Here is a 19,397-nt window from a genome sequence, read left to right as displayed (position 1 = left end):
CGGCTCGGACCCTGCGTTGCCACAGCTGGATCCGCCCTGGAGTGAAGCCGAATTAAGCAATCAGCAGAGCACCCAGCAGCAAGAGGAGCAGGGCCGGAAGGCTCTGCACCTGGTGGGCATCAAGGGGAAGCCCAAGGGGCAGGCTCGGATCGAGGACCTGAAGCAGCAGGGCCCCAAGGGCCAGGCCCAGGCTGAGCAACAAAACACTGAAGCCAACCGCCTGCAGGAAGCGCCGATTGCGGCGCTGCAAGAGCACCACGCTGAACAGGGTGGAGAGGGCCAGCACCAGCTCAGCCGAGGACGCCGGCGTGAACAGCAGCAGCACCGTCAACAGGGCAAAACCGCCAACCGGCAGCCAACGCTGCTGCCCCTCGGCCAACTCCAACCTGGGAAGAGACCAGGAACTGGAGGGAAGCGAGGGCCTGGGGAGGGCCGGGAGCTTGGGTAATGACGGAAGCGATGGGCGCGCGGGGGAAGCGGAGGTTGGAGCCTTGGCCTCCCGTGCCGAAGCATTCAGGGCGGCGGTGCTGACCTTTCCCTGCTGACGTTCCTTCAGCCGGTCCATCAAAACGGAGTCGTAGGCCGCCTCGATCTGGGCCCGAGCCTGGGGGTTCTCACCCACCTCATCGAGGCGAGCCTGCTTGGCAGCCTGTACCGCTTCAAAGCCCGCTGTGGTCTCAATGCCCAGGCGCTCGTAGGGACTGGGCTGGGAACCGGTCGAGGAGGATTCAGGCTCCTGGTTCATGCCACCGCGCGCCGGAGAAATTCATAACTGAGCGTAGTCAGAACAGGGGCTCACTGGACTGAAAGCCCTGCTGCCGCAACAGCAGGATGCGTTGACGCTCTTCCTCATCGAGATGCAGCCAGCAGCGGTGCTTCAGCAGGGGCATCTGGGGAGGCAAATGGCTGCCTTCCCGCATCTCAATGCCCGTGCCCCCACGGACGAAATTGACGTAATCATTGCCCCCATCTGTCCTGGGGCGAACCAACCAGAGAGAACCAGGCATCAGCCAATCAGCCTGTGATATTTCGTTGCAGCTGATTCTGGCGCCATCACGGAAGCAACTGCGAGCCCAGCAGGAGCGTTACAGGGCAATGGGCTCCACACCACTGACCACCGGGGCCACAGCACTGAGCTCGAGGTCGGGATGATCCTCAGCCAACTGGTTGAGATTCCAGTCGTTCTTGAACAGCAGAACCGGACGATCCCAGGCATCACGGACGGTTTTGCAGTTGAAGATCCGCCCGACCTTCTCCAGCTCACTCCAGCCACCCACGACCCAACGGGCCACGGAGAACCCCAGCGGTTCAAGGCGGGTCTGCACGCCGTACTCGCTCTCAAGGCGGTACTGGACCACCTCCAGTTGCAGTTGGCCCACGGCCGCCAAGATCGGATCGCGCTTGCTCTGATCGGTGTCGTAGAGGATCTGAACCGCACCCTCTTCCCGAAGCTCATTGACGCCCTTACGGAAGCTCTTGAAGGCCGAGGGGTTCGGGTTCCGTAGCCAGGCGAAGATCTCCGGGCTGAAGCAAGGGATCCCTTCGTATTCGACCTTGGAGCCGAGGTAGAGGGTGTCCCCAATGGCGAACATCCCAGGGTTGTTCAAACCGATGACATCACCGGGGTAGGCGTCCTCCACCACCGCCCGGTCCTGACCGAAGAGTTTCTGCGGGCGGGAAAGACGAATGGTCTTGCCGGTGCGGGCGTGCTGCACCGTCATGTCCTTCTCAAACTTGCCGCTGCAAACCCGCACAAAGGCCACCCGGTCGCGGTGGCGGGGATCCATGTTGGCCTGAAGCTTGAAGACGAACCCGCTGAAGCCCGGCCGCACCGGTTCAATCTCGCCGGCACTGCTGGAGCGGGGGGTGGGTTTCTGGGCCAGCTCCAAGAAGGCATCGAGGAACGGCCGCACCCCGAAGTTGGTCATGGCTGAACCAAAGAACACCGGGCTCAGCTCTCCGGCGTGGACCAGCTCCAGGTCGAGCTCGTTGCCAGCGGCCTCCAACAGTTCCAATTCTTCGAGGGCCGCATCCAGCAACTCCTCTTCAACCGCTCCAGTGCCCCGGGCTTCATCAACGCTGAGTACCTTCTCTTCAGAAGCCCGGCCCCGCTCGGCCCGCTGAAACAGGATTACCTGCTGACTGCGGCGATCGATCACGCCCCGAAAGCGATCACCGCTGCCGATCGGCCAGTTCACCGGCCAACAAGCAAGCCCCAGATCCTGTTCAATCTCATCCAGAAGCTCGAGCGGCTCACGCCCAGGCCGATCCATCTTGTTGATGAAGGTGAAGATCGGGATCTGGCGCATCCGGCAGACCTCAAACAACTTGCGGGTCTGAGGCTCGAGGCCCTTCGCAGCGTCCTCAAGCATCACCGCGTTGTCCGCAGCCGCCAAGGTCCGGTAGGTGTCTTCGGAAAAATCCTGGTGACCCGGGGTATCCAGCAGGTTGATCGTGCTGCCGCTGTAGTCGAACTGCAGGACCGTGGAGGTAATGGAAATGCCCCGCTGTTTCTCCAGCTCCATCCAGTCGGACGTGACCTTGCGCTGCTCGCCCTTGGCCTTCACGGCTCCGGCCTGTTGGATCGCACCCCCATACAGGAGCAACTTCTCTGTAAGGGTGGTCTTACCCGCGTCGGGGTGGGAAATGATCGCGAAGTTGCGGCGGCGGGAGACGGCCTCCGCCAAGGCCTCGAGCTCAGGGGTCGTGCTCACGCTGCTGCTGGTCATGGCGACAGCCTGACAGGTGAGCTCACGGCAGTTGCCCCCAGATTTCCAGGTAGCGGTCGTGCACCTCAGCCACCTGCAGCATCTCCAAGCCAGAAACCTGCAACTGCTGCTCCACCTCAGCAGCGGTGAAGGCGGCGTGCAGTGAGGCCACGTAATCGTGCTGAAGCACCGCCGGAGCATCGGCCAGGTAGCGCTCCCGCAACTGCTCGGCAGCTTCAGGACTGGGGGGCCGGCGCAGATCCTTGACATAGACCCGCGCTCCAGGAGAAGCGGCTTGGGCGATGGCCAGCCAGAGCACCAGCGGATCGTGCAGATGGTGCAGCAGGCTGTTGCTGACCAGGCCGCTGCAACCCTTGGGCAGATCCGCCGACGGTAAGCAGACACCAATAAAGGACAGCCGCTCAGCCAGGTCTTGTTCTTGCTCCAGGCGCCGCTCGGCGAGCTGCAGCATCGACAGGGCACCATCCAGTCCGATCACCTCAGCGTCTGGATAGGCCTGGGCCAGACGAAAGCTGATGTTGCCGGGACCACAGCCCAGATCGAGCACCCGAGGCCCCAATCCGGAGGGGAACAGCAAGCCAATACGGTCCACCAAGGCCTGATCGCCTGCGCTGAAATCGGCAGCGGCATAGGCGGATGCCTGCTCTGGGGCATCCATCAATTCCGGTTCAGGGGTGCGCTGCATCAAAGAGCTGACCGTGAATCCGCAATCTGACGAAAATTCCAGATTTTCCATATCCCCTGTCCCAGAAAGGCCACAGAACGGCATCGAGCGCCGCGCACCGCCACTAGTGGCAACGGCAACTTGCAGACCCCACCAGTGGCGTTAGGGTGCCGGCACGCTTAGAGATCGACGCCCGTGACCGTGTCAGTTCCTGGAGCCAGTGCTGCAAGCAGCACCAGCGCCCTGAACAGCCCCAGACCCGACTTTCCCGCGACTGCACCTGCGGCCAATCCTGTCTTTTATCGGACCTACAGCCGCAAAACCCCGAACGGTCGCGAAAGCTGGAACGAGGTTGCTGAGCGCAACCTCTCGGGCCTGCGCAAACTCGGCAATCTCAACGATCAGGAAGTGGCCCTGCTGCGCCGGATGCAGCAAGAGCAAAAGGCCCTTCCCTCGGGACGTTGGCTCTGGATCGGCGGCACCCCCTGGATCGAACAGGACGCGAACTTCTCCGGTTCCTACAACTGCACCTCCACCAACCTGGTGGATTGGGAAGCCTTCGGTCTGATGATGGACCTGGCGATGATGGGCTGCGGCACCGGCGCCATCATTGAGCCGCACCTGATCGATCGCCTCCCCGCCGTCCGCAACACCATCAAGGTCACGGGCGTCAGTGACATCGGTGTGACCCCTGCTGGTCAGCGTCAGGAGACCACCACCCATCAGATCAACGGTCAAACCGTTCAGGTGAAGGTGGGCGACACCCGCCGCGGCTGGGTGGATAGTTACCAGCTGCTGCTGGAGCTCTGCAGCGACGAGCGCTTCGACGCCAACACCCCGATCGAAGTCAACATTGACCTCTCGGATGTCCGTCCCGTCGGCGAAACCCTGAAGGGTTTCGGTGGCATGGCCAACCCGGTCAAGCTCAAGGACCTTTATGGCCGCGTCGCGCAAATCCTGAACAAGGCCCAAGGCCGCAGGCTCACCTCCGTGGAGTGCTGCCTGCTGATCGACGAGGCCGCCGTCACAATCGTGGCGGGCAACATTCGTCGCAGCGCCGGCATGCGTCAGTTCGCCGCTGACGACACCGCGGCCTCCACCGCCAAGGACAACCTCTGGCAGCAGGACAGCGACGGCAACTGGCGCATCGATCCCGAACGCGATGCGCTGCGCATGGCCAATCACACGCGGGTCTTCCACAGCCGTCCTGACCGCCAGACCGTTCTAGAAGCGGTAACCAAGCAGTTCCACTCCGGTGAAGGTGCGATTCAGTTCGCCCCTGAAGCCATTGCCCGCTCCAACGCAGACCTGCTCTCCACCCCTGAGCTGCGCACGGAGTTCATGGATGTCTACTGCGACCAGGGACGGGAAGAAGCCGGTCAGTGGCTCTCCACCAACCATCCCGAGATCAGCCCCGAGGAGCTCGAGCATCGCCTCGGCCGCTATGGCCTCAACCCCTGCGGCGAGATCCTGGGCGCGGACTTCCACTGCAACCTCGCCGAGATTCACCTCAACCGAATCGACCCCGACGATCTGGTCGCCCAGGAGGAAGCCTTCACCGCCGGCGGCCTGGCTGTGGCCTGCCTGCTCAACCACCGCTTCGAAGTCGAGCGCTACCGCCAAAGCCGCGCCTGGGATCCCATCGTTGGCGTGAGCTTCACCGGCCTGTTCGACTTCTTCGTCCATGCCTTTGGCACCCCCTGGCTGACCTGGTGGGAAGCCGGTCGTCCTGACAGCGAAGAAGGTCGTGCCTTCAAGGCCAAGGAGGCGGACTATCTCAGCCGTTGGAAGGAGATCGTCAACAAGGCCGTCTGGGACTACTGCGATCGCCAAGGTCTGCGCAGGCCCAACCGCTGCACCACCGTTCAGCCTGCCGGCACCAAGAGCCTGCTGACCGGTGCCTCCCCCGGCTGGCACCCCCCCAAGGCCCAGCGCTTCATCCGTCGGATCACCTTCCGCAAGAACGATCCGGTCGCCCTGGCCTGCATGGACTACGGCTACTCAATCGTGCCGTCCCAGTCCGACAAGGACGAAGAGGGTCGTCTGCTGGATGACGCCTTTGATCCCCGCTGCACCGAGTGGCTGGTCGAAATTCCGACCGAGGTGAGCTGGGCGAACCTCCCCGGCGCGGACGCCGTTGAGATCAACAACTTCTCGGCGATGGCCCAGTTCGACTTCTACATGCAGGTGCAGCAGCACTACACGGCCCACAACACCTCGGCAACGGTGGAGTTCCGCGAGCACGAGATCGAACCCCTCACCGACGCAATCCACGCTGCGATCGACAACGGCCAGGGCTACATCTCAGCGGCCCTACTGGCTCGCTTTGACGCCAACGCCACCTTCCCGCGCCTGCCGTTTGAGCCCATCAACCAGGCCACCTACGAAGAGCTCCAGGCCGCCGTGGTCGGCCGCCGCAGCACCAACGATTTCTTCGAAGCGCTGCAGCGCTACGACGGTGGTGAACTCATGGAAGCCGGTCCGGCTGGATGCGACTCCGACAAGTGCCTGCTGCCCTTGGCCAAGCCTGAGAACTGATCTCAGAAAAAATCCCTCCATCACCGTCTTGATCAACTCGGGTGAAGACGGTGGTGACCAAAGGAATCAACGGGAGGTTGCCATCACGCTGCAACCTTTTTTTTGTGAGAAAGTCCTCAGACCTTGCGGATTCAGACGTGGGCTTGCTCTGGGAGAACCTCGCTCAGCAACTCGAGAGTGTTCGAGCTCAGAGCGCCCAGCCTGAATCCGTAGCGCTCAGCGCCTCCCGTGAAGCGCGACTCCTCAAAGCGCTCAAAGCGGTTGAGAACTCCGGCAATAGCGTGATGATTGCGTCCCTTAAGGCCGCACTCGAAGGAAGGGAAGCCACGCTGGAGCTTCCGCCTGTGAATAGCGGACCCGCAGCCTTCCTCAAGGCCCTTGAGAGCAAGCCATCGGGCCGCTGAGATCAGAGCATCTCAATCCATTCGCCTGGACCGTCAGGGGCAAACCCTTCTTCTTCAGATGCAAGACGAGAACAATCCAACGATTGATCTATCGATTGACATCAATGCCGCAAGGCTTCTGCACAAGTCCGTGAGCTTCCATTTGGAGAAGTGGGCCGGTGCTCCTGACCCGAGGGAGCAGGAGCAACTCGTCAAGCTCAAAAACCTCTTCTCAGCAATGTTGCTGGAGTTCACCTACGAGGGTCCAGACGGAAATCGATAACGAACCAGTCAGGAGCGCGCCCCAGCGAACCGCTTACGAAGCTCCTGACTTTTGACCAATCGGCCTACCCCCATTGCAGAAATTGGCTGCAATGGCATCGGCGTGCTGCCTGAGCTGCGGCCTGCTTTCGATGAGGTAGCTGAGGCTGATGTCATAACAACGGCTCCAACGATCAGCCTGTCGCCCAAGCGATGCCAAGGACAGAGCACCTGAGACCGCACAGACCGCCCCCACCCCGGCGAGGACAGGGAACAAATGGGCATTCAGCATCTCCCGAACACCTCGCTGACTCTCAACTGACGCGGACATCGAAGACCTCAGTGGCGAAACGACGCTGTCTACTGACCCAAGCAGCCACACCGACGAACCCAGCAGGCTTAACGTTACTTAACAGAAGCGTCTGCACGGTGGCCCAGCCCAGCTCCCTCTCACTGGAATCCAACTTTGAACTCGAGCGCATCAAGCGCTCGATCGATGCCATGGATGATCTGGAGCTGCTCAAGCACCTCGCCAAGCAGATGGCCGAGATGATGCACGCCCAGAAGCACGTCACCAAGCAGTTGATTGGTTCTCGCAAGCGCCAAAGCTTTGGCTTCGACGCCTAGCCGTCAACCCGGAGCGGTAGCGGAAAGCAGGTCCAAGGCAACGGCGACCTGCTCGAGCAGCTCGCAACAGCGCTCGTACTGATGATCAGGGCTGAGGCTGACCGGCAGGGTCTCAATCATGTCGGCCAACTCCCTGGTGCGCACGGCCAACAGGTTGGTGGAAAGAACGGCCATCGATCTCGCGACCTCTCGATCGCTGCGCTCTAAACCAACCTTGCAAATTAGTCTCACTGGTCTCTCCCCTGAGATAGCGGAAGCGTCCCGCCCCATGGAACAATGAACCCGACCCAAGGTCGTCCCTGGAGGGGTGGTCGAGTGGTTGATGGCTCCGGTCTTGAAAACCGGCGAAGTGAAAGCTTCCGTGGGTTCGAATCCCACCCCCTCCGCTTTTTCAACCCGGCCAGCAGAGCGTCCAGGGCTGCCAGCCGCTAGCTCAGGGCTCAAGCGGATTAAGCATCTTGCCGAGCCCCTCACCGGTTGCAAGTGAGACAAGAGAATCTCAAGATTTCAGTTGCGCGGTCCGTCACAGTCGCCGCTCCGTCCAACTGCCAAAACGGCAATATTCGCCACACTCTTGATCGCTCAGGCTCGCTTCGATGGTGTTCCAGCGAACACTCTTCCGTGCGCTACGAACCTGGCACCAGCGAATGCCGCGTCTTGATCAACAGCAAGGACCAGATCGAAACCATGCTCTTGACCTTGAGCAAACTGGACAACACCGAGGCCGTTCGTGAGCAATTGCGCTCCGTCCACGCCCAGCTCGAGGCCCTGCACGATCAAGTGAGAGAACAGCGCAGTTCCGTTCCTGCCTGAGCGTTGCTCTAATCGAAGTAGACCTTCGCCTCGGCCGCTGCCATGGCAGCCGTTTCCTCGTCCAGCCGACTGCTGATCCTGCTGACCCTTCTGAGTGGGATCAGCGGAGTCAGCGCGGCCCAAGAGGTGACCTTGATCCCGCAGCAGCCCATCGAACAGGCCGATGCCAGTTTGCAGCGGGATGGTTGGCAGCCCGTCAAGGGACTGGCGCCAGAGCCCATGGACCGGCAGCTGGCTGGCAATCGACTCCCAAGCTTGAGTGCGTGCTCAGGCACAGGCCAGGGCTTTTGCCGCTACGACTACCAGCGGGGAGTCGAGACCCTCGCCGTCATTACCGTTCCAGGACCTCAAGCACAGGGCTTGGTCCTGCAGTGGTTCCGGGGGCGATGATGCCCCTTCGCACCAAGAGCAACCGTGTTTGAGAACGACAAGCGTCCGCCCTGGTTGAACTGGTTGTTCCTAGGGATCTTCCTGTGGAGCTCCTGGCAGCTCGCAGGCTTCTGGTTCCAGCAGCTCCACGGCGGCTAACTCAGGAGCGATCCAACAGCTCCGAGACATCGCCTGTCAGCGCAGGGGACTGAACATTGAGCCGGCGCATGGCTCCACCAGCCCTGAAATTCAAACGGCTCAGCTCCACCCAGATCGGATAGGGATTGCGGGCCAGCTGAAAGGCATAGCTGCCCTGATCGGTGTTGGCGAAGTTGTCGAGCACAAACTCGGCCATCCGCAGGTTGGAGATCACGGGCTTAGCGCTGCTGGCTGAGCCGTAATCACTGCCGGAGAGATAGAGCAGGTTGACATTCAGGCCCCGTTCGTTGAGGCCATCGGCGAGCACCGTCCCCACACTCATCACGCCAACGCTGCCGTGCTTCACGCGCCAGCGTTTGGCATTCGGAACACTGGTGCTGACCAAGCCAACAGCCTCGAGGCCGCGGGGCCGCAGCACCAGGGCAGCCTGATCATCGAGGTAAAGGTCCATCGTGCGTCCCACCACGACCGACTGACCGTTGCTGTTGGAGAGCACACGGCTACAGGCATGGACCGCAGCAGGGCTGAGGACTCCAAGTAAAACCAGAGCCAAGGGCCAAAGCCGGCGTGTCGTCATGGGGAAGAGCGATCGAAGCGCTCTCCACAGGATGCTCAGAACGCTGCTCAGCGGCGACGTTTTGGCTGGGCCGTTTTGGGGGCTGGGGCCACCACGGCTCGCACAAAACGCACCAAGCCACCCAACAAACAGAGCAGCGCCAACAGGGCCAGGCCACCCAAGAGCAGCACGCCAAGCAGCTGCAGGACACCCATCAACAGCTGAGACAGGCCTCCGATCAGGTGGGCCAAGGCGGTGCTCACCAAGAGCAGGCTGTCGAGGTCAATCAGCTGCGGGAGCTGGAGCAACAACACCAGCAAACCAACGCCGCCGGCCATCATCAGGACCGCCTCAAGGATCAGCCTTGAACGCCGCTTGGGTTTGCGCTTGCGAAAAACCGGGCGCTGCCGCTCAGCCGCGCCCACTCCGCTACTCACCACCCGCAAACGCCGTTGCCGTGTCATGACTCCAGCTGGTGTCCGGCTCCGCGCATCCAGCGTTCAAATTCAACCAGGACCAAGTCGTTGGGGCAGTCCACCAGGCTCAGATCACCAACCGTGCAATCCCCCTGGCCGCCGTGATGCAAGGAGATGTGAAAGTCAGGACCACTTAGACCACAGACTTCCGGATCGCTGCGCACGACCACATCAAGGCTGGCACCAAGACGGGCGACGCGACGACGCAATTCCGACCAGCTCAATGCGCTCATCGCAGTACTGCAAGTGTGGGGTGATTCAAAAGGACGTCAACCGCCCTTGGCCGGGGGAGCCAGCTCGGGGGCAGTCTGAGACGCCGGCTTCGGCGTCGGCAGCATCGCGATCAAGGCAGCACTGACCGCAACTGCCACAACCCCGGTAAGCGGAGCGGCGATCCGTCGCAGCAACGGTTGGCGATGGCGCAGTTCCTTGCGCGCCAGGGGCAGAAGCGGTGGCGCCTCAAAGGGAAGGGCCAGCCGGGAATCCAAACGGAGCTGATCGAGGCAGCGCACCAAGTCCGAGAGTTCGGCGTCATCAAGACGCAGGATCAAGGGAGGCGTGTTCGGCTGGCTGCTGCGCAACTCCAACTGATGGCAGCCGTCTCCTGGGGCAATGGCCACCGGTGCATCGTCGGCTCCGAAAACCTTGGGAACGCCGCTGAGAAGATGCCGGGCATAGGGGATCACGGCGAAGAGCAAGGCCTGCAGGTGTTCCCGCTGGCCCTCCAGTTCGGTGTGGCCCGCCAGGCCCATCGTGAAGCCGGTCAGGATGCCGATGGTGCTCGAGGACTGTCCGGCGGAGAGATCCGGAAGGCCCTCGACGATGAGACGGCAGCTGGTTTGTTCGTAGCGAGTCGTGAGTTTCATCTCGGTGATCAAACAGCTGCATCAAGAAGGCTGGCGCGCAGGCGCTCAAAGCCGCCCTCACCAGCGCAGAGCGCCATGGACTGCACCAGTTCACGGCTCAGCGCAGGTCCCTCCAAAGGATCGAGCAAACGCTGGACTCCGCCCCGCCTGGGGTTCAGGCGCTCAAGCACCAACTCCCTCAGACGCGACCGGAAGAGATCCCAACGCTGCTCATTGAGATCAGGGGGCTCCGCCGAAGAAAGCAGGGTCCGCAGCATCGGATAGAGACGCTCAGAGAGGGCCGTCAGGATGCGGATTAAGGCATCCGTCTCCTCCGGCTTGAGCGATGCCCGGCGGGTGTTGCGGCGGAGCGGGTTGCTGCAACGGCGCTTCCACAGCTCAACCCGGTTGGGGAAGAGGTCGGTGAAACCCATCTCTTCGCTCAGCCAGACCATGGCCTCCCCACCGTTGAGATCCAATGCTTCTGCGCAGAGAAGCATCAGATCCAGGCGCTCGATCCCGCGGCGGGACAAGGGGGTTTGCACGCTCGCAGGGGCTTCGGCCATGGCTGCGATACTGCCAGCACTGGCGCTGATTCGTCGACCATGGGCTCTATCAATCTGCGTCACCTGGTCCGGGAAATCCCCGACTTCCCTCAGCCCGGGATCCTCTTTCGCGACATCATCCCCCTGATGCGCCAGCCCGACGCCTGGCAGGAGGTGATGCGCCAGCTTGGGGAGGTCTGTGACCGGCTGCAGCCCGATCTGATCGTCGGCATCGAATCCCGCGGCTTCATCGTTGGCACAGCCCTGGCCACTGCAAAAACCATTGGTTTCAGCCCAGTTCGCAAACCCGGCAAACTGCCCGGCCAGGTGATCGGCGTCGACTACAGCCTCGAATACGGCACCGACCGGCTCGAAATCGTGCCCGATGGCTTTGAGAACAGCCCGCGGGTGCTGATTGTGGATGACCTCCTGGCCACGGGCGGCACCGCCGCGGCTTGCGCCGAGTTGGTGCAACAAGTCGGCGGGCAACTGGTGGGCTTCTCGTTTGTGGTGGAACTGACTGATCTCGGCGGCCAAGGCAAACTTCCGGCCGGGGTCCCCGTGGACTCCCTGATCGTCTACTGAGATCGGCGCTTTAAAGGTGCAGGTCCTGCCACTGCAGGACTTGATCAAGCTGCTCCAAGCTGATCAAACCAAAACGCCAGAGCACCACCGGCAGCGGGGCCTGCTCCAGCTGCGACTGCTTGAGCCCCAATCCCAGGGCGTTCTCGCTGAGCCCGAGGCTGCTGCGCAAAAAGCGCAGCAATTCAGGGTGGGGAGCGGGTTGCGGCGAGGTGCAGATGACCATGCCGCCATCCTGCTCAGCCCCGCCAGAGGCGGCAAGGCCCCTCGCTCATCGCCCGCAGGCTGAGCTGACGCATCCATCCCCAACGGCCCAGGGCCTGCAGGGCAAAGCGCCGCAGCACCAGGAGCGGCGCAAAACGGTTGGAAAACAGGCGCACCAGAGCATCGGTGGCCAGCAGCACCAGGGCGATATCGAGAACGCGCGAGCGGCCGTAGGCGCCAGCCAGTGCCCGAGGCCGCAGCCGCCCCGACGCGCAGCGCCGGGCCAAGCGATGCAGCTGATCGACATCACGCCAGCAGAGGTTCAGGCCCTGGCCGCCGACGGGGTGACAGCGATGGGCCACCTCACCCACGACCACGGTCGAGCGACGGGCCAAAGGCCAAGCCCACTCCAGAGCCACGGGGAAAGCCTTGGGTTGATCCAGCAGGACCTCCGCTTGCAGCTCCTCGGGCAAGGCGCCGCTGAGGGCATCGAGAAATGCCACAGCATCGAGCTGCTCCAGCTGGCGCAAGCGCTGCAGCGGTGCACTCCACACCAACTGGAACGCATCCGCCCCCAGGGGGAGCACCGCAAAGGGACCTTCCGGACGAAACAGCTCCCAGGCCTGATCAGGGGCTGAGCCGCGCAGTCGCACCTGCACCGTCAGACATCCCTGGCGATAGGGCCAGGCCCAGTGCCCGATCCGCGCGGCCTGACGGGTGGCCGAGCGGTGACCATCCGCTGCCACCACCAGATCCAAGCCGGCGGGGACTGGCGCGGGGAGCATCCCCAGGCGATTGGTAATGGAGTCTTGGCGTTGAACCGCCGCCAGCAGGACCTGCATCAAGGCGCGGTGCTGGAGGATCCATCCCACGGGCTGATCACCCTCCCCCAGCCAGGACAGATCACTCGCCGTAAACGGGACCTGAAGGTGGGTGGCCCGGTCACAGAGCTCCAGCCGCCGAAACGGGGCCAGGGCTGGAAGCAGCTCATCCCAAAGCCCCAGCCGTTGCAGCAGATCCCGGCTGGAATGGGTCAGGGCATAGGCCCGATTCCGACCTTGAAGCGCGGCGGCTTCGAGCGGATCGCAGAGCTCGACCTGCCAGCCCGCATCCGCCAAAGCCAGGGCCGTTAGAGCCCCAGTGGGCCCGGCGCCATTCACCCGAGCGCGCAGGGTTGAACGCTTTGTGAGGGGCACAGGGGAAACGGCACAAAAAAACCGCAGCACGATTCTGTGCTGCGGCCTTGGTGAACGGTGTTGAAGGGAATCAGCCCAGACCCAGCAGACCGTGGGTGAAGGACTCACCACCCAGAGCAAGCTCGGTGGCGAGAAGGGCGATGAAGCCGAGCATGGCCATGCGGCCGTTCAGCTTTTCAGCGCGCTCGTGGAAGCCCCAGCCGCTCTCAACGTCCACCACTTCCATGCGGGGCTCGGTGGCAAAAGCGTTGAGACGGCCGCCGTCTTCTTCGGTCACGGTGGCGCCGCGAATCACTGCGGGGGCGGAGGGATTGGCTTGGGTCATCACGCGTCTCTTCGGTACGTAACAGAACTGTAACGCAATATTGCGCGATGTAACAAGGCCTCCTTGATCCGAGCTCAGCGAAGCCGCTTCAGGCAGAGCTCCTCGAAGGCCGGACGCAGGAGAAACGGATACTCACCCACCCAGAGCTTCATCTGGGGCAGCCAGGCATCACTAAGGGCGCCAACGCGAGAGAAGTCCTTGCGCTCGCTCAGCACCAAGCAGCGAATCACTGCACCACGCCGAATTGGCTGGTGCTTTTTGTTGTACGGGAAGCGGATGCTGCCGAGGTAGCCATCCTCGTCCTCCAACTCCAGGCAGAGCCAGGTGCGCCGGTTTTCGACGGTCTCCAGGCGACCTTGCTTATCCGTGGTCTCCTGACGGCCCTCCACCAATTCCTTGGTGTAGAGGTCAGCCACTTCCCCTTCGAAGATGGCGGCGGCTGGGTAGCGGCGGAGCGTCGCGTTCTTACGACTGGCCTCCACGATCGGCCCCCAGAGCAGATAGAGAAGGAAGATCACACCGACCATCAGCAGGATCGGGGAGGCCTGGCTGTTGATCGCAACCCCCTGGCTGATCAGCAGGCTGATCACCCCGCCGATGATCGAGATAAAGGACCGCTGCAGCAGCTTCTGGGGACTGCCACTACAGAAATTGAACTGAGGGCCAGTGGCCACCGCGGGGATCAGACGCGGCAGCTCTCCTGGGCGAAGCGGGATGAGCATGGCGACAGTGTCTGCTGCGGTGGGGATTAGAGCAAGCGCTCAAGCCCATAGACCAGACCATCGATCTGGCGCACCTTGCGGGCGGTCAGCAACACACCGGGCATGTAGGCGGAACGATCGATCGTGTCGTGGCGAAGGGTGTAGGTCTCGCCAGCAGCCCCAAACATCACCTCTTGATGGGCCACCAGCCCGGGCAGGCGGATGGAATGCAGACGGAGGCCACTCTCCCGCTGGCCGCCCCGGCATCCGGCGAGGGTTTCGTGCTCCTCCACCTGAAGCGGATTGAACTGCTTGCCGAGGTCTTCCATTAACTCGGCGGTTTTGATGCAGGTGCCGCTGGGGGCATCGGCCTTGCGGTTGTGGTGCAGCTCGGTGAGCTCCGCAAAGTCATAGAAGCGCGCCGCGGCGGCGGCGGCCTGTTGCAGCAGAACCATGCCCACGGAGAAGTTGGGGATGACGGCACCGCCGACGGAGGCCTTGGCCGCGAACTGGGCCAAGTCACGGAGCTGCTCAGGGCTGAGGCCCGTGGTACCGATCACCGGGTGAACGCCATAAGCGATGGCCGCTCGGGTGTGGTCATAGACCACCGAAGGGTGGGTGAAATCGACCAGCACTGCCCCCTGACCAGGGCCGTCATTACGGACGGCCTGACTGGCTTGGCAGAGGGTGCCTTCGAAATCGGACGTGATCGCGACCTCTAACTCCCCGAGACCCAGCTCCAGTCCGACATCAGCCCCTTCCTTGCCAGGGGTGGTACCGACCGCACCCACCAGCTGGCAATCCGGAGCCGCCACAACGGTCTTGATCACCTCAGCGCCCATCCGGCCCAAGGCGCCTGCCACCACAACGGAGATGGGCTTGCTGGCGACTGCCTGGGACATGGGGAGAGGCAAGAGGATGGCTCGAGCCTATGTCGCCCATTAACACGGTTTCCTAGGGCCGAAAAGTCCCCCGGAACTCCTGTTACAGGAAGGAATCACCCTCGCGCAGACAGCGCACTCCTGCGTAGGCTTCTTCACATTGCTCAATCAGCGCGAATGTTCACGCAGGTCCGCTCCGCCTCCCGCCGCGTCAGCCCCGCGGAGGTGAACGGCCGGGCCGTGATGAAGGCCGTCTACGTGGTCCTCGAGCCCCAGTACCAAAACGCGCTGACCCAGGCCGCCACCTCCCTGAACGACCAGAACGGCCCTCTGGCAGTGGATCTCAGCGGTTATCTGATCGAGGAACTGCGGGATCCCGAGAACTACGCAGACTTCTGCGCCGATGTGGCTGAAGCGGATGTCTTCATCGCCTCGCTGATCTTCATCGAAGACCTGGCCCAGAAGGTGGTGGATGCAGTGGCCCCCCACCGCGATCGCCTGAAAGCGGCGGTGGTCTTCCCCTCCATGCCCGAGGTGATGCGGCTCAACAAGTTGGGCAGCTTCTCGATGGCCCAGCTCGGTCAGAGCAAGTCGGCCATCGCCGGCTTCATGAAAAAGCGCAAGGAGGCCGGCGGCGCTGGCTTCCAGGACGCCATGTTGAAGCTGCTCAACACCCTGCCGACGGTGTTGAAGTACCTGCCGGTGGAGAAGGCTCAGGACGCCCGCTCCTTCATGCTCAGCTTCCAGTACTGGCTGGGCGGCACTCCGGACAACCTCCGGAACTTCCTGCTGATGCTGGCGGATAAATACGTCTACCCGAGGAGCAGCGAGGAGCGCCCCGAGATCCAAGTTGCCGATCCCGAGGTCTTCCCCGACCTGGGCATCTGGCACCCGCTGGCTCCCTCGATGTTCGAGGACCTCAAGGAGTACCTCAACTGGAATGCCAGCCGCCAGGACCTCAGTGAGAAAGCTCGCAAAGGGCCTGTGATTGGCCTGGTGCTGCAGCGAAGCCACATCGTCACGGGCGATGAAGCCCACTACGTGGCAACCATCCAGGAACTGGAGTTCCGCGGTGCCACGGTCATTCCCGTCTTCTGCGGTGGACTGGACTTCACCAAGCCGGTCAACGCCTTCTTCTACGACCCCATCAATCCCGACCAACCGCTGGTCGATGGCGTGGTCTCCCTGACCGGTTTTGCCCTGGTGGGCGGCCCGGCCCGCCAGGACCACCCCAAAGCGATTGAGGTGCTGAAGAAACTCAACCGCCCTTACATGGTTGCCCTGCCCCTGGTCTTCCAAACCACCCAGGAGTGGGAGGAGAGCGATCTCGGTTTGCACCCTGTTCAGGTGGCCCTCCAGATCGCCATCCCCGAACTCGATGGAGCCATCGAGCCGATCGTGCTCTCCGGGCGCGACGACGCCACCGGCAAGGCGCACACCCTGCAGGATCGGGTGGATGCCATTGCTGAGCGGGCGATCCGTTGGGCCTCCCTACGGATCAAGCCCCGCACCGATAAGAAGCTGGCGATCACCGTCTTCAGCTTCCCTCCCGATAAGGGCAACGTCGGTACAGCGGCTTACCTCGACGTCTTTGGCTCCATCCATCGGGTGATGGAGGAGATGCGCGCCAAGGGTTACGACGTCAGCGGCCTGCCCCGCACCTCCAAGGAGCTGATGGAGGCGGTGCTGCAGGACCCCGAGGCCCTTGAGGGTGCTCCGGAGCTGGCCATTGCACACCGCATGAGCGTTGAGGAGTACGAGCGCCTGACCCCATACTCCGAGCGCCTGGAGGAGAACTGGGGCAAGCCCCCGGGCAACCTCAACAGCGACGGCACCAACCTGCTGATCTTCGGCCGCCACTTCGGGAACGTCTTTGTTGGCGTTCAACCCACCTTTGGCTACGAGGGTGACCCGATGCGGCTGCTGTACTCCCGCAGCGCCAGCCCCCACCACGGCTTTGCCGCCTACTACACCTACCTCGAGAAGGTCTGGGGCGCCGATGCGGTGCTGCACTTCGGCACCCACGGCTCGCTGGAGTTCATGCCTGGCAAGCAGATGGGGATGAGCGAGACCTGCTACCCCGACTCCCTGATCGGCGCACTGCCAAACCTCTACTACTACGCAGCCAACAACCCCTCAGAAGCGACCATCGCCAAACGGCGGGGCTACGCCGAGACCATTAGCTACCTGACCCCTCCCGCTGAGAACGCTGGTCTCTACAAGGGCTTGAAGGAACTGGGCGAGCTGGTGGGTTCATACCAGCAGTTGCGTGAGAGCTCCCGCGGCGTCCAGATCGTCAATGCCGTCGTCGAGACAGCCCGCCAGTGCAACCTCGACAAGGACGTCGAACTGCCCGAGGTCGATGCCTCCGAGCTGGACCTCGACGGCCGCGATGGGGTGGTTGGTGCGGTCTATCGCCAACTGATGGAGATCGAGAGCCGTCTGCTGCCCTGCGGTCTTCACACCATCGGTAAGCCCCCCACGGCTGAAGAGGCGATTGCCACGTTGGTGAACATTGCTGCCCTCGAGCGCGAGGAAGAGGGCATCCGCTCCCTGCCTGCTCTGCTGGCGGAGAGCAAAGGCCGCACGATCGCCGACGTCTACCAGGGCAACGACGACGGAGTCCTCGCCGATGTCGAACTCAACCGCGTCATCACCGAGACCTCCCGCGCCGCCATCGGTGCGATGGTCAAGGCCGTGACCGGCAGCGATGGCCGGGTGACCCTGCGACGCAACTTCGGTTGGTTCTTTGAGCTGCTGGAGCGCTTCGGCTTCAAGCTGCCAAGCCCCTGGCTGAGTGCCTGCAACGCCGCTGGCTTCCCCGACGTGGATCAAGCCGAGCTGGAGACTCTGTTCGGTTACCTGCAGTTCTGCCTCGAGCAGGTTTGCGCCGATCTGGAAATGGAGAGCCTGCTGAAGGCCCTCGATGGCGAGTACGTGCTGCCCGGGCCTGGTGGGGACCCGATCCGCAACCCCAACGTGCTGCCCAGCGGCAAAAACCTCCATGCCCTGGATCCCCAGGCCATCCCGACCCGAGCAGCCGTTGCCGCCGCAAAGGTTGTGGTGGACCGCCTGATCGAGCGGCAGCGCGAGGAGCAAGGCACCTGGCCCGAAACCATCGCCTGCGTGCTCTGGGGCACCGACAACATCAAGACCTACGGCGAATCACTGGCCCAGATCCTCTGGTTCATCGGAGCCCGTCCGGTGCCCGACTCCCTGGGCCGGGTGAACAAACTCGAGTTGATTCCCCTGGAAGAACTGGGCCGTCCCCGGGTGGATGTGGTGGTGAACTGCAGCGGTGTCTTCCGCGACCTGTTCATCAACCAGATGGCCCTGATCGACCAGGGCGTGAAGATGGCCGCCGAGGCCGATGAGCCCCTGGAGATGAACTTCGTGCGCAAGCACGCCCAGGAACAAGCTGAAAAAGAAGGCATCTCCCTGCGGGATGCGGCCACTCGTGTGTTCTCGAATGCCAGCGGCAGCTACAGCTCCAACGTCAACCTGGCGGTGGAGAACAGCACCTGGGAAGAGGAGAACGAACTGCAGGAGATGTACCTCTCCCGTAAGACCTTCGCCTTCAACGCCGACAACCCCGGCGAGATGAACCAGAAGCGTGAGGTGTTCGAGTCGGTCATGAAGACCGCTGATGTCACCTTCCAGAATCTGGATTCAGCGGAGATCTCCCTGACCGATGTGAGCCACTACTTCGATAGTGACCCCACCAAGCTGATCCAAGGGCTGCGGGACGACGGTAAGGCTCCCTCGAGTTACATCGCCGACACCACAACCGCCAATGCCCAGGTCCGCTCCTTGAGCGAGACGATCCGCCTGGATTCGCGAACTAAGCTGCTCAATCCCAAGTGGTACGAGGGCATGCTGGACTCCGGCTACGAGGGTGTGCGTGAAGTGGCCAAGCGCCTGAACTTCACCCTGGGCTGGAGCGCGACCAGTGGTTCCGTTGACAACTTCGTCTACGAAGAAGCCAACGAGACCTTCATCAACGATCCGGAGATGCGCAAGCGTCTCATGGATCTCAACCCCCACAGCTTCCGCCGCATCGTCGGCACCCTGCTGGAGGTAAACGGCCGGGGCTACTGGGAGACCTCCGACGAGAACATCGAACAGCTCCAGGAGATCTACCAGGAGATCGAAGATCGGATCGAGGGTGTCACCCAGTAGTCAGACGTCCAACGGATCCCTCAATGGCTGGTGGCCTCCACCAGCCTTTTTTGTGAATACGTTGGATTGAAAGAATGCGGCAACGGACTTGAGCTCTGCAGGCGTCATGAGTTTGAAATTCATCCTCAAGGATGATCCGCTGCTGCAAAAAGAGGTAAAGCGGTGCGAGAACCCTGCAGCGATCTGCGAAATGGCAAGAAAGCTTGGGATCAAACTGACGCAGGCTGACTTACTGCGCATCGAGGCCCAGACCACCCTGTGCCTGACCGATGAAGAACTGGAACGGTGGTTTGAAACCCCATATCACGAGCGCTTCTTGATCAGCCTGGAAGTCAAACAACTCGACTTGGCTGCGAGATAAACG

At 62.4% G+C, this 19,397-nt stretch carries 25 protein-coding genes and 1 tRNA gene; 10 read left to right on the top strand and 16 right to left on the bottom strand.

Features of this window, described 5'->3' with window-relative positions:
* Window positions 1–52: 52 nt before the first annotated feature.
* The 4 genes from ACLM42_RS03850 to ACLM42_RS03835 all read right to left on the bottom strand — a co-directional run bounded on the left by ACLM42_RS03850 (window position 53) and on the right by ACLM42_RS03835 (window position 3,414).
* Window positions 53–745 carry a CPP1-like family protein gene (locus tag ACLM42_RS03850; RefSeq protein ID WP_247911224.1) on the bottom strand — a complete coding sequence of 231 codons (693 nt, stop codon included), beginning with the start codon at window positions 743–745 and terminating at the stop codon, window positions 53–55.
* A 37-nt stretch (window positions 746–782) separates the two neighbouring features.
* A complete protein-coding gene (locus ACLM42_RS03845) occupies window positions 783–1,007 on the bottom strand; it encodes a hypothetical protein (RefSeq protein ID WP_415399798.1) in 225 nt (74 codons plus the stop codon).
* A gap of 78 nt (window positions 1,008–1,085) precedes the next feature.
* Window positions 1,086–2,729, bottom strand: a complete 1,644-nt coding sequence (locus ACLM42_RS03840) for a peptide chain release factor 3 (RefSeq protein ID WP_415399797.1) — start codon at window positions 2,727–2,729, stop codon at window positions 1,086–1,088.
* A 22-nt stretch (window positions 2,730–2,751) separates the two neighbouring features.
* Window positions 2,752–3,414 (bottom strand): class I SAM-dependent methyltransferase, encoded by a 663-nt coding sequence (locus ACLM42_RS03835; protein ID WP_415399796.1) that lies wholly within the window; start codon window positions 3,412–3,414, stop codon window positions 2,752–2,754.
* Between the two features lie 180 nt (window positions 3,415–3,594).
* Between ACLM42_RS03835 and nrdJ the strand changes: the two genes are divergently transcribed.
* From nrdJ to ACLM42_RS03820, 3 genes are all read left to right on the top strand, one after another.
* A complete protein-coding gene (gene nrdJ, locus ACLM42_RS03830) occupies window positions 3,595–5,931 on the top strand; it encodes a ribonucleoside-triphosphate reductase, adenosylcobalamin-dependent (protein WP_415400121.1) in 2,337 nt (778 codons plus the stop codon).
* Window positions 5,932–6,068: 137 nt separating this feature from the next.
* Window positions 6,069–6,335: a hypothetical protein gene (locus ACLM42_RS03825; RefSeq protein WP_247911232.1), complete on the top strand. Its 267-nt coding sequence runs from the start codon at window positions 6,069–6,071 to the stop codon at window positions 6,333–6,335.
* A 58-nt stretch (window positions 6,336–6,393) separates the two neighbouring features.
* Window positions 6,394–6,597 (top strand): hypothetical protein, encoded by a 204-nt coding sequence (locus ACLM42_RS03820; RefSeq protein WP_247911233.1) that lies wholly within the window; start codon window positions 6,394–6,396, stop codon window positions 6,595–6,597.
* Window positions 6,598–6,630: 33 nt separating this feature from the next.
* Here ACLM42_RS03820 and ACLM42_RS03815 read toward each other — a convergent pair whose 3' ends face one another.
* The gene (locus tag ACLM42_RS03815; protein WP_415399795.1) at window positions 6,631–6,906 is read right to left on the bottom strand and encodes a hypothetical protein; all 276 of its coding nucleotides are present in this window, start codon (window positions 6,904–6,906) and stop codon (window positions 6,631–6,633) included.
* Window positions 6,907–7,004: 98 nt separating this feature from the next.
* Here ACLM42_RS03815 and ACLM42_RS03810 point away from each other — a divergent pair, with 98 nt between their 5' ends.
* Window positions 7,005–7,202 (top strand): hypothetical protein, encoded by a 198-nt coding sequence (locus ACLM42_RS03810; RefSeq protein ID WP_247911235.1) that lies wholly within the window; start codon window positions 7,005–7,007, stop codon window positions 7,200–7,202.
* A gap of 3 nt (window positions 7,203–7,205) precedes the next feature.
* On the opposite strand, the gene ACLM42_RS03805 is transcribed toward ACLM42_RS03810, so the two are convergent.
* Window positions 7,206–7,376 (bottom strand): hypothetical protein, encoded by a 171-nt coding sequence (locus tag ACLM42_RS03805; RefSeq protein WP_247911236.1) that lies wholly within the window; start codon window positions 7,374–7,376, stop codon window positions 7,206–7,208.
* A 127-nt stretch (window positions 7,377–7,503) separates the two neighbouring features.
* Between ACLM42_RS03805 and ACLM42_RS03800 the strand changes: the two genes are divergently transcribed.
* From ACLM42_RS03800 to ACLM42_RS03790, 3 genes are all read left to right on the top strand, one after another.
* Window positions 7,504–7,588, top strand: a tRNA-Ser gene (locus ACLM42_RS03800).
* A gap of 235 nt (window positions 7,589–7,823) precedes the next feature.
* Window positions 7,824–8,015, top strand: coding sequence for a hypothetical protein (locus ACLM42_RS03795; RefSeq protein ID WP_247911237.1), 192 nt, complete (start codon window positions 7,824–7,826; stop codon window positions 8,013–8,015).
* Window positions 8,016–8,057: 42 nt separating this feature from the next.
* The gene (locus tag ACLM42_RS03790; protein ID WP_247911239.1) at window positions 8,058–8,405 is read left to right on the top strand and encodes a hypothetical protein; all 348 of its coding nucleotides are present in this window, start codon (window positions 8,058–8,060) and stop codon (window positions 8,403–8,405) included.
* A 139-nt stretch (window positions 8,406–8,544) separates the two neighbouring features.
* On the opposite strand, the gene ACLM42_RS03785 is transcribed toward ACLM42_RS03790, so the two are convergent.
* Genes ACLM42_RS03785 through ACLM42_RS03765 form a run of 5 tightly spaced genes read right to left on the bottom strand, consistent with a single transcriptional unit; the run spans window position 8,545 to window position 10,986 of the window.
* Window positions 8,545–9,120, bottom strand: coding sequence for a linear amide C-N hydrolase (locus ACLM42_RS03785; RefSeq protein WP_415399794.1), 576 nt, complete (start codon window positions 9,118–9,120; stop codon window positions 8,545–8,547).
* Between the two features lie 47 nt (window positions 9,121–9,167).
* Entirely contained in the window at window positions 9,168–9,563 is a 396-nt protein-coding gene (locus ACLM42_RS03780) for a hypothetical protein (RefSeq protein WP_415399793.1), read from the bottom strand.
* Window positions 9,560–9,808: a hypothetical protein gene (locus tag ACLM42_RS03775; RefSeq protein WP_247911244.1), complete on the bottom strand. Its 249-nt coding sequence runs from the start codon at window positions 9,806–9,808 to the stop codon at window positions 9,560–9,562. The genes ACLM42_RS03780 and ACLM42_RS03775 overlap by 4 nt, the downstream gene beginning before the upstream one ends.
* Before the next feature lie 36 nt (window positions 9,809–9,844).
* Complete coding sequence (locus ACLM42_RS03770; RefSeq protein WP_415399792.1) at window positions 9,845–10,441, bottom strand: DUF4335 domain-containing protein; 597 nt, start codon at window positions 10,439–10,441, stop codon at window positions 9,845–9,847.
* Between the two features lie 8 nt (window positions 10,442–10,449).
* The gene (locus ACLM42_RS03765) at window positions 10,450–10,986 is read right to left on the bottom strand and encodes a DUF3038 domain-containing protein (protein WP_415399791.1); all 537 of its coding nucleotides are present in this window, start codon (window positions 10,984–10,986) and stop codon (window positions 10,450–10,452) included.
* A gap of 39 nt (window positions 10,987–11,025) precedes the next feature.
* Between ACLM42_RS03765 and ACLM42_RS03760 the strand changes: the two genes are divergently transcribed.
* A complete protein-coding gene (locus tag ACLM42_RS03760; RefSeq protein WP_415399790.1) occupies window positions 11,026–11,550 on the top strand; it encodes an adenine phosphoribosyltransferase in 525 nt (174 codons plus the stop codon).
* A 10-nt stretch (window positions 11,551–11,560) separates the two neighbouring features.
* Here the strand turns inward: ACLM42_RS03760 and ACLM42_RS03755 are convergent, their stop codons facing one another.
* The 5 genes from ACLM42_RS03755 to dapB all read right to left on the bottom strand — a co-directional run bounded on the left by ACLM42_RS03755 (window position 11,561) and on the right by dapB (window position 14,875).
* Complete coding sequence (locus ACLM42_RS03755) at window positions 11,561–11,773, bottom strand: DUF2949 domain-containing protein (protein ID WP_247911250.1); 213 nt, start codon at window positions 11,771–11,773, stop codon at window positions 11,561–11,563.
* 13 nt (window positions 11,774–11,786) lie between these two features.
* On the bottom strand, window positions 11,787–12,947 hold the full coding sequence (locus ACLM42_RS03750) for an FAD-dependent monooxygenase (protein ID WP_415399789.1): 1,161 nt from the start codon (window positions 12,945–12,947) through the stop codon (window positions 11,787–11,789).
* Between the two features lie 70 nt (window positions 12,948–13,017).
* On the bottom strand, window positions 13,018–13,272 hold the full coding sequence (locus ACLM42_RS03745) for a high light inducible protein (RefSeq protein ID WP_247911253.1): 255 nt from the start codon (window positions 13,270–13,272) through the stop codon (window positions 13,018–13,020).
* A gap of 74 nt (window positions 13,273–13,346) precedes the next feature.
* Window positions 13,347–13,994, bottom strand: a complete 648-nt coding sequence (locus ACLM42_RS03740) for a hypothetical protein (protein ID WP_415399788.1) — start codon at window positions 13,992–13,994, stop codon at window positions 13,347–13,349.
* Between the two features lie 26 nt (window positions 13,995–14,020).
* Window positions 14,021–14,875 (bottom strand): 4-hydroxy-tetrahydrodipicolinate reductase, encoded by an 855-nt coding sequence (gene dapB, locus ACLM42_RS03735; RefSeq protein WP_415399787.1) that lies wholly within the window; start codon window positions 14,873–14,875, stop codon window positions 14,021–14,023.
* 156 nt (window positions 14,876–15,031) lie between these two features.
* On the opposite strand from dapB, the gene ACLM42_RS03730 reads away from it, so the two are divergent.
* Together ACLM42_RS03730 and ACLM42_RS03725 are read left to right on the top strand one after the other, a co-directional pair.
* Window positions 15,032–19,033, top strand: coding sequence for a magnesium chelatase subunit H (locus tag ACLM42_RS03730; RefSeq protein ID WP_415399786.1), 4,002 nt, complete (start codon window positions 15,032–15,034; stop codon window positions 19,031–19,033).
* 88 nt (window positions 19,034–19,121) lie between these two features.
* Entirely contained in the window at window positions 19,122–19,394 is a 273-nt protein-coding gene (locus tag ACLM42_RS03725) for a Nif11-like leader peptide family natural product precursor (RefSeq protein WP_247911257.1), read from the top strand.
* The last annotated feature ends 3 nt before the right edge of the window (window positions 19,395–19,397 follow it).

Origin of the sequence: Synechococcus sp. W4D4 (assembly GCF_047716805.1) — a bacterium.
In the GTDB taxonomy this organism is placed as follows: domain Bacteria; phylum Cyanobacteriota; class Cyanobacteriia; order PCC-6307; family Cyanobiaceae; genus Vulcanococcus.
The sequence above is the reverse complement of the archived record's forward strand: the minus strand, read 5'-3'. Positions and strand labels throughout refer to the sequence as shown.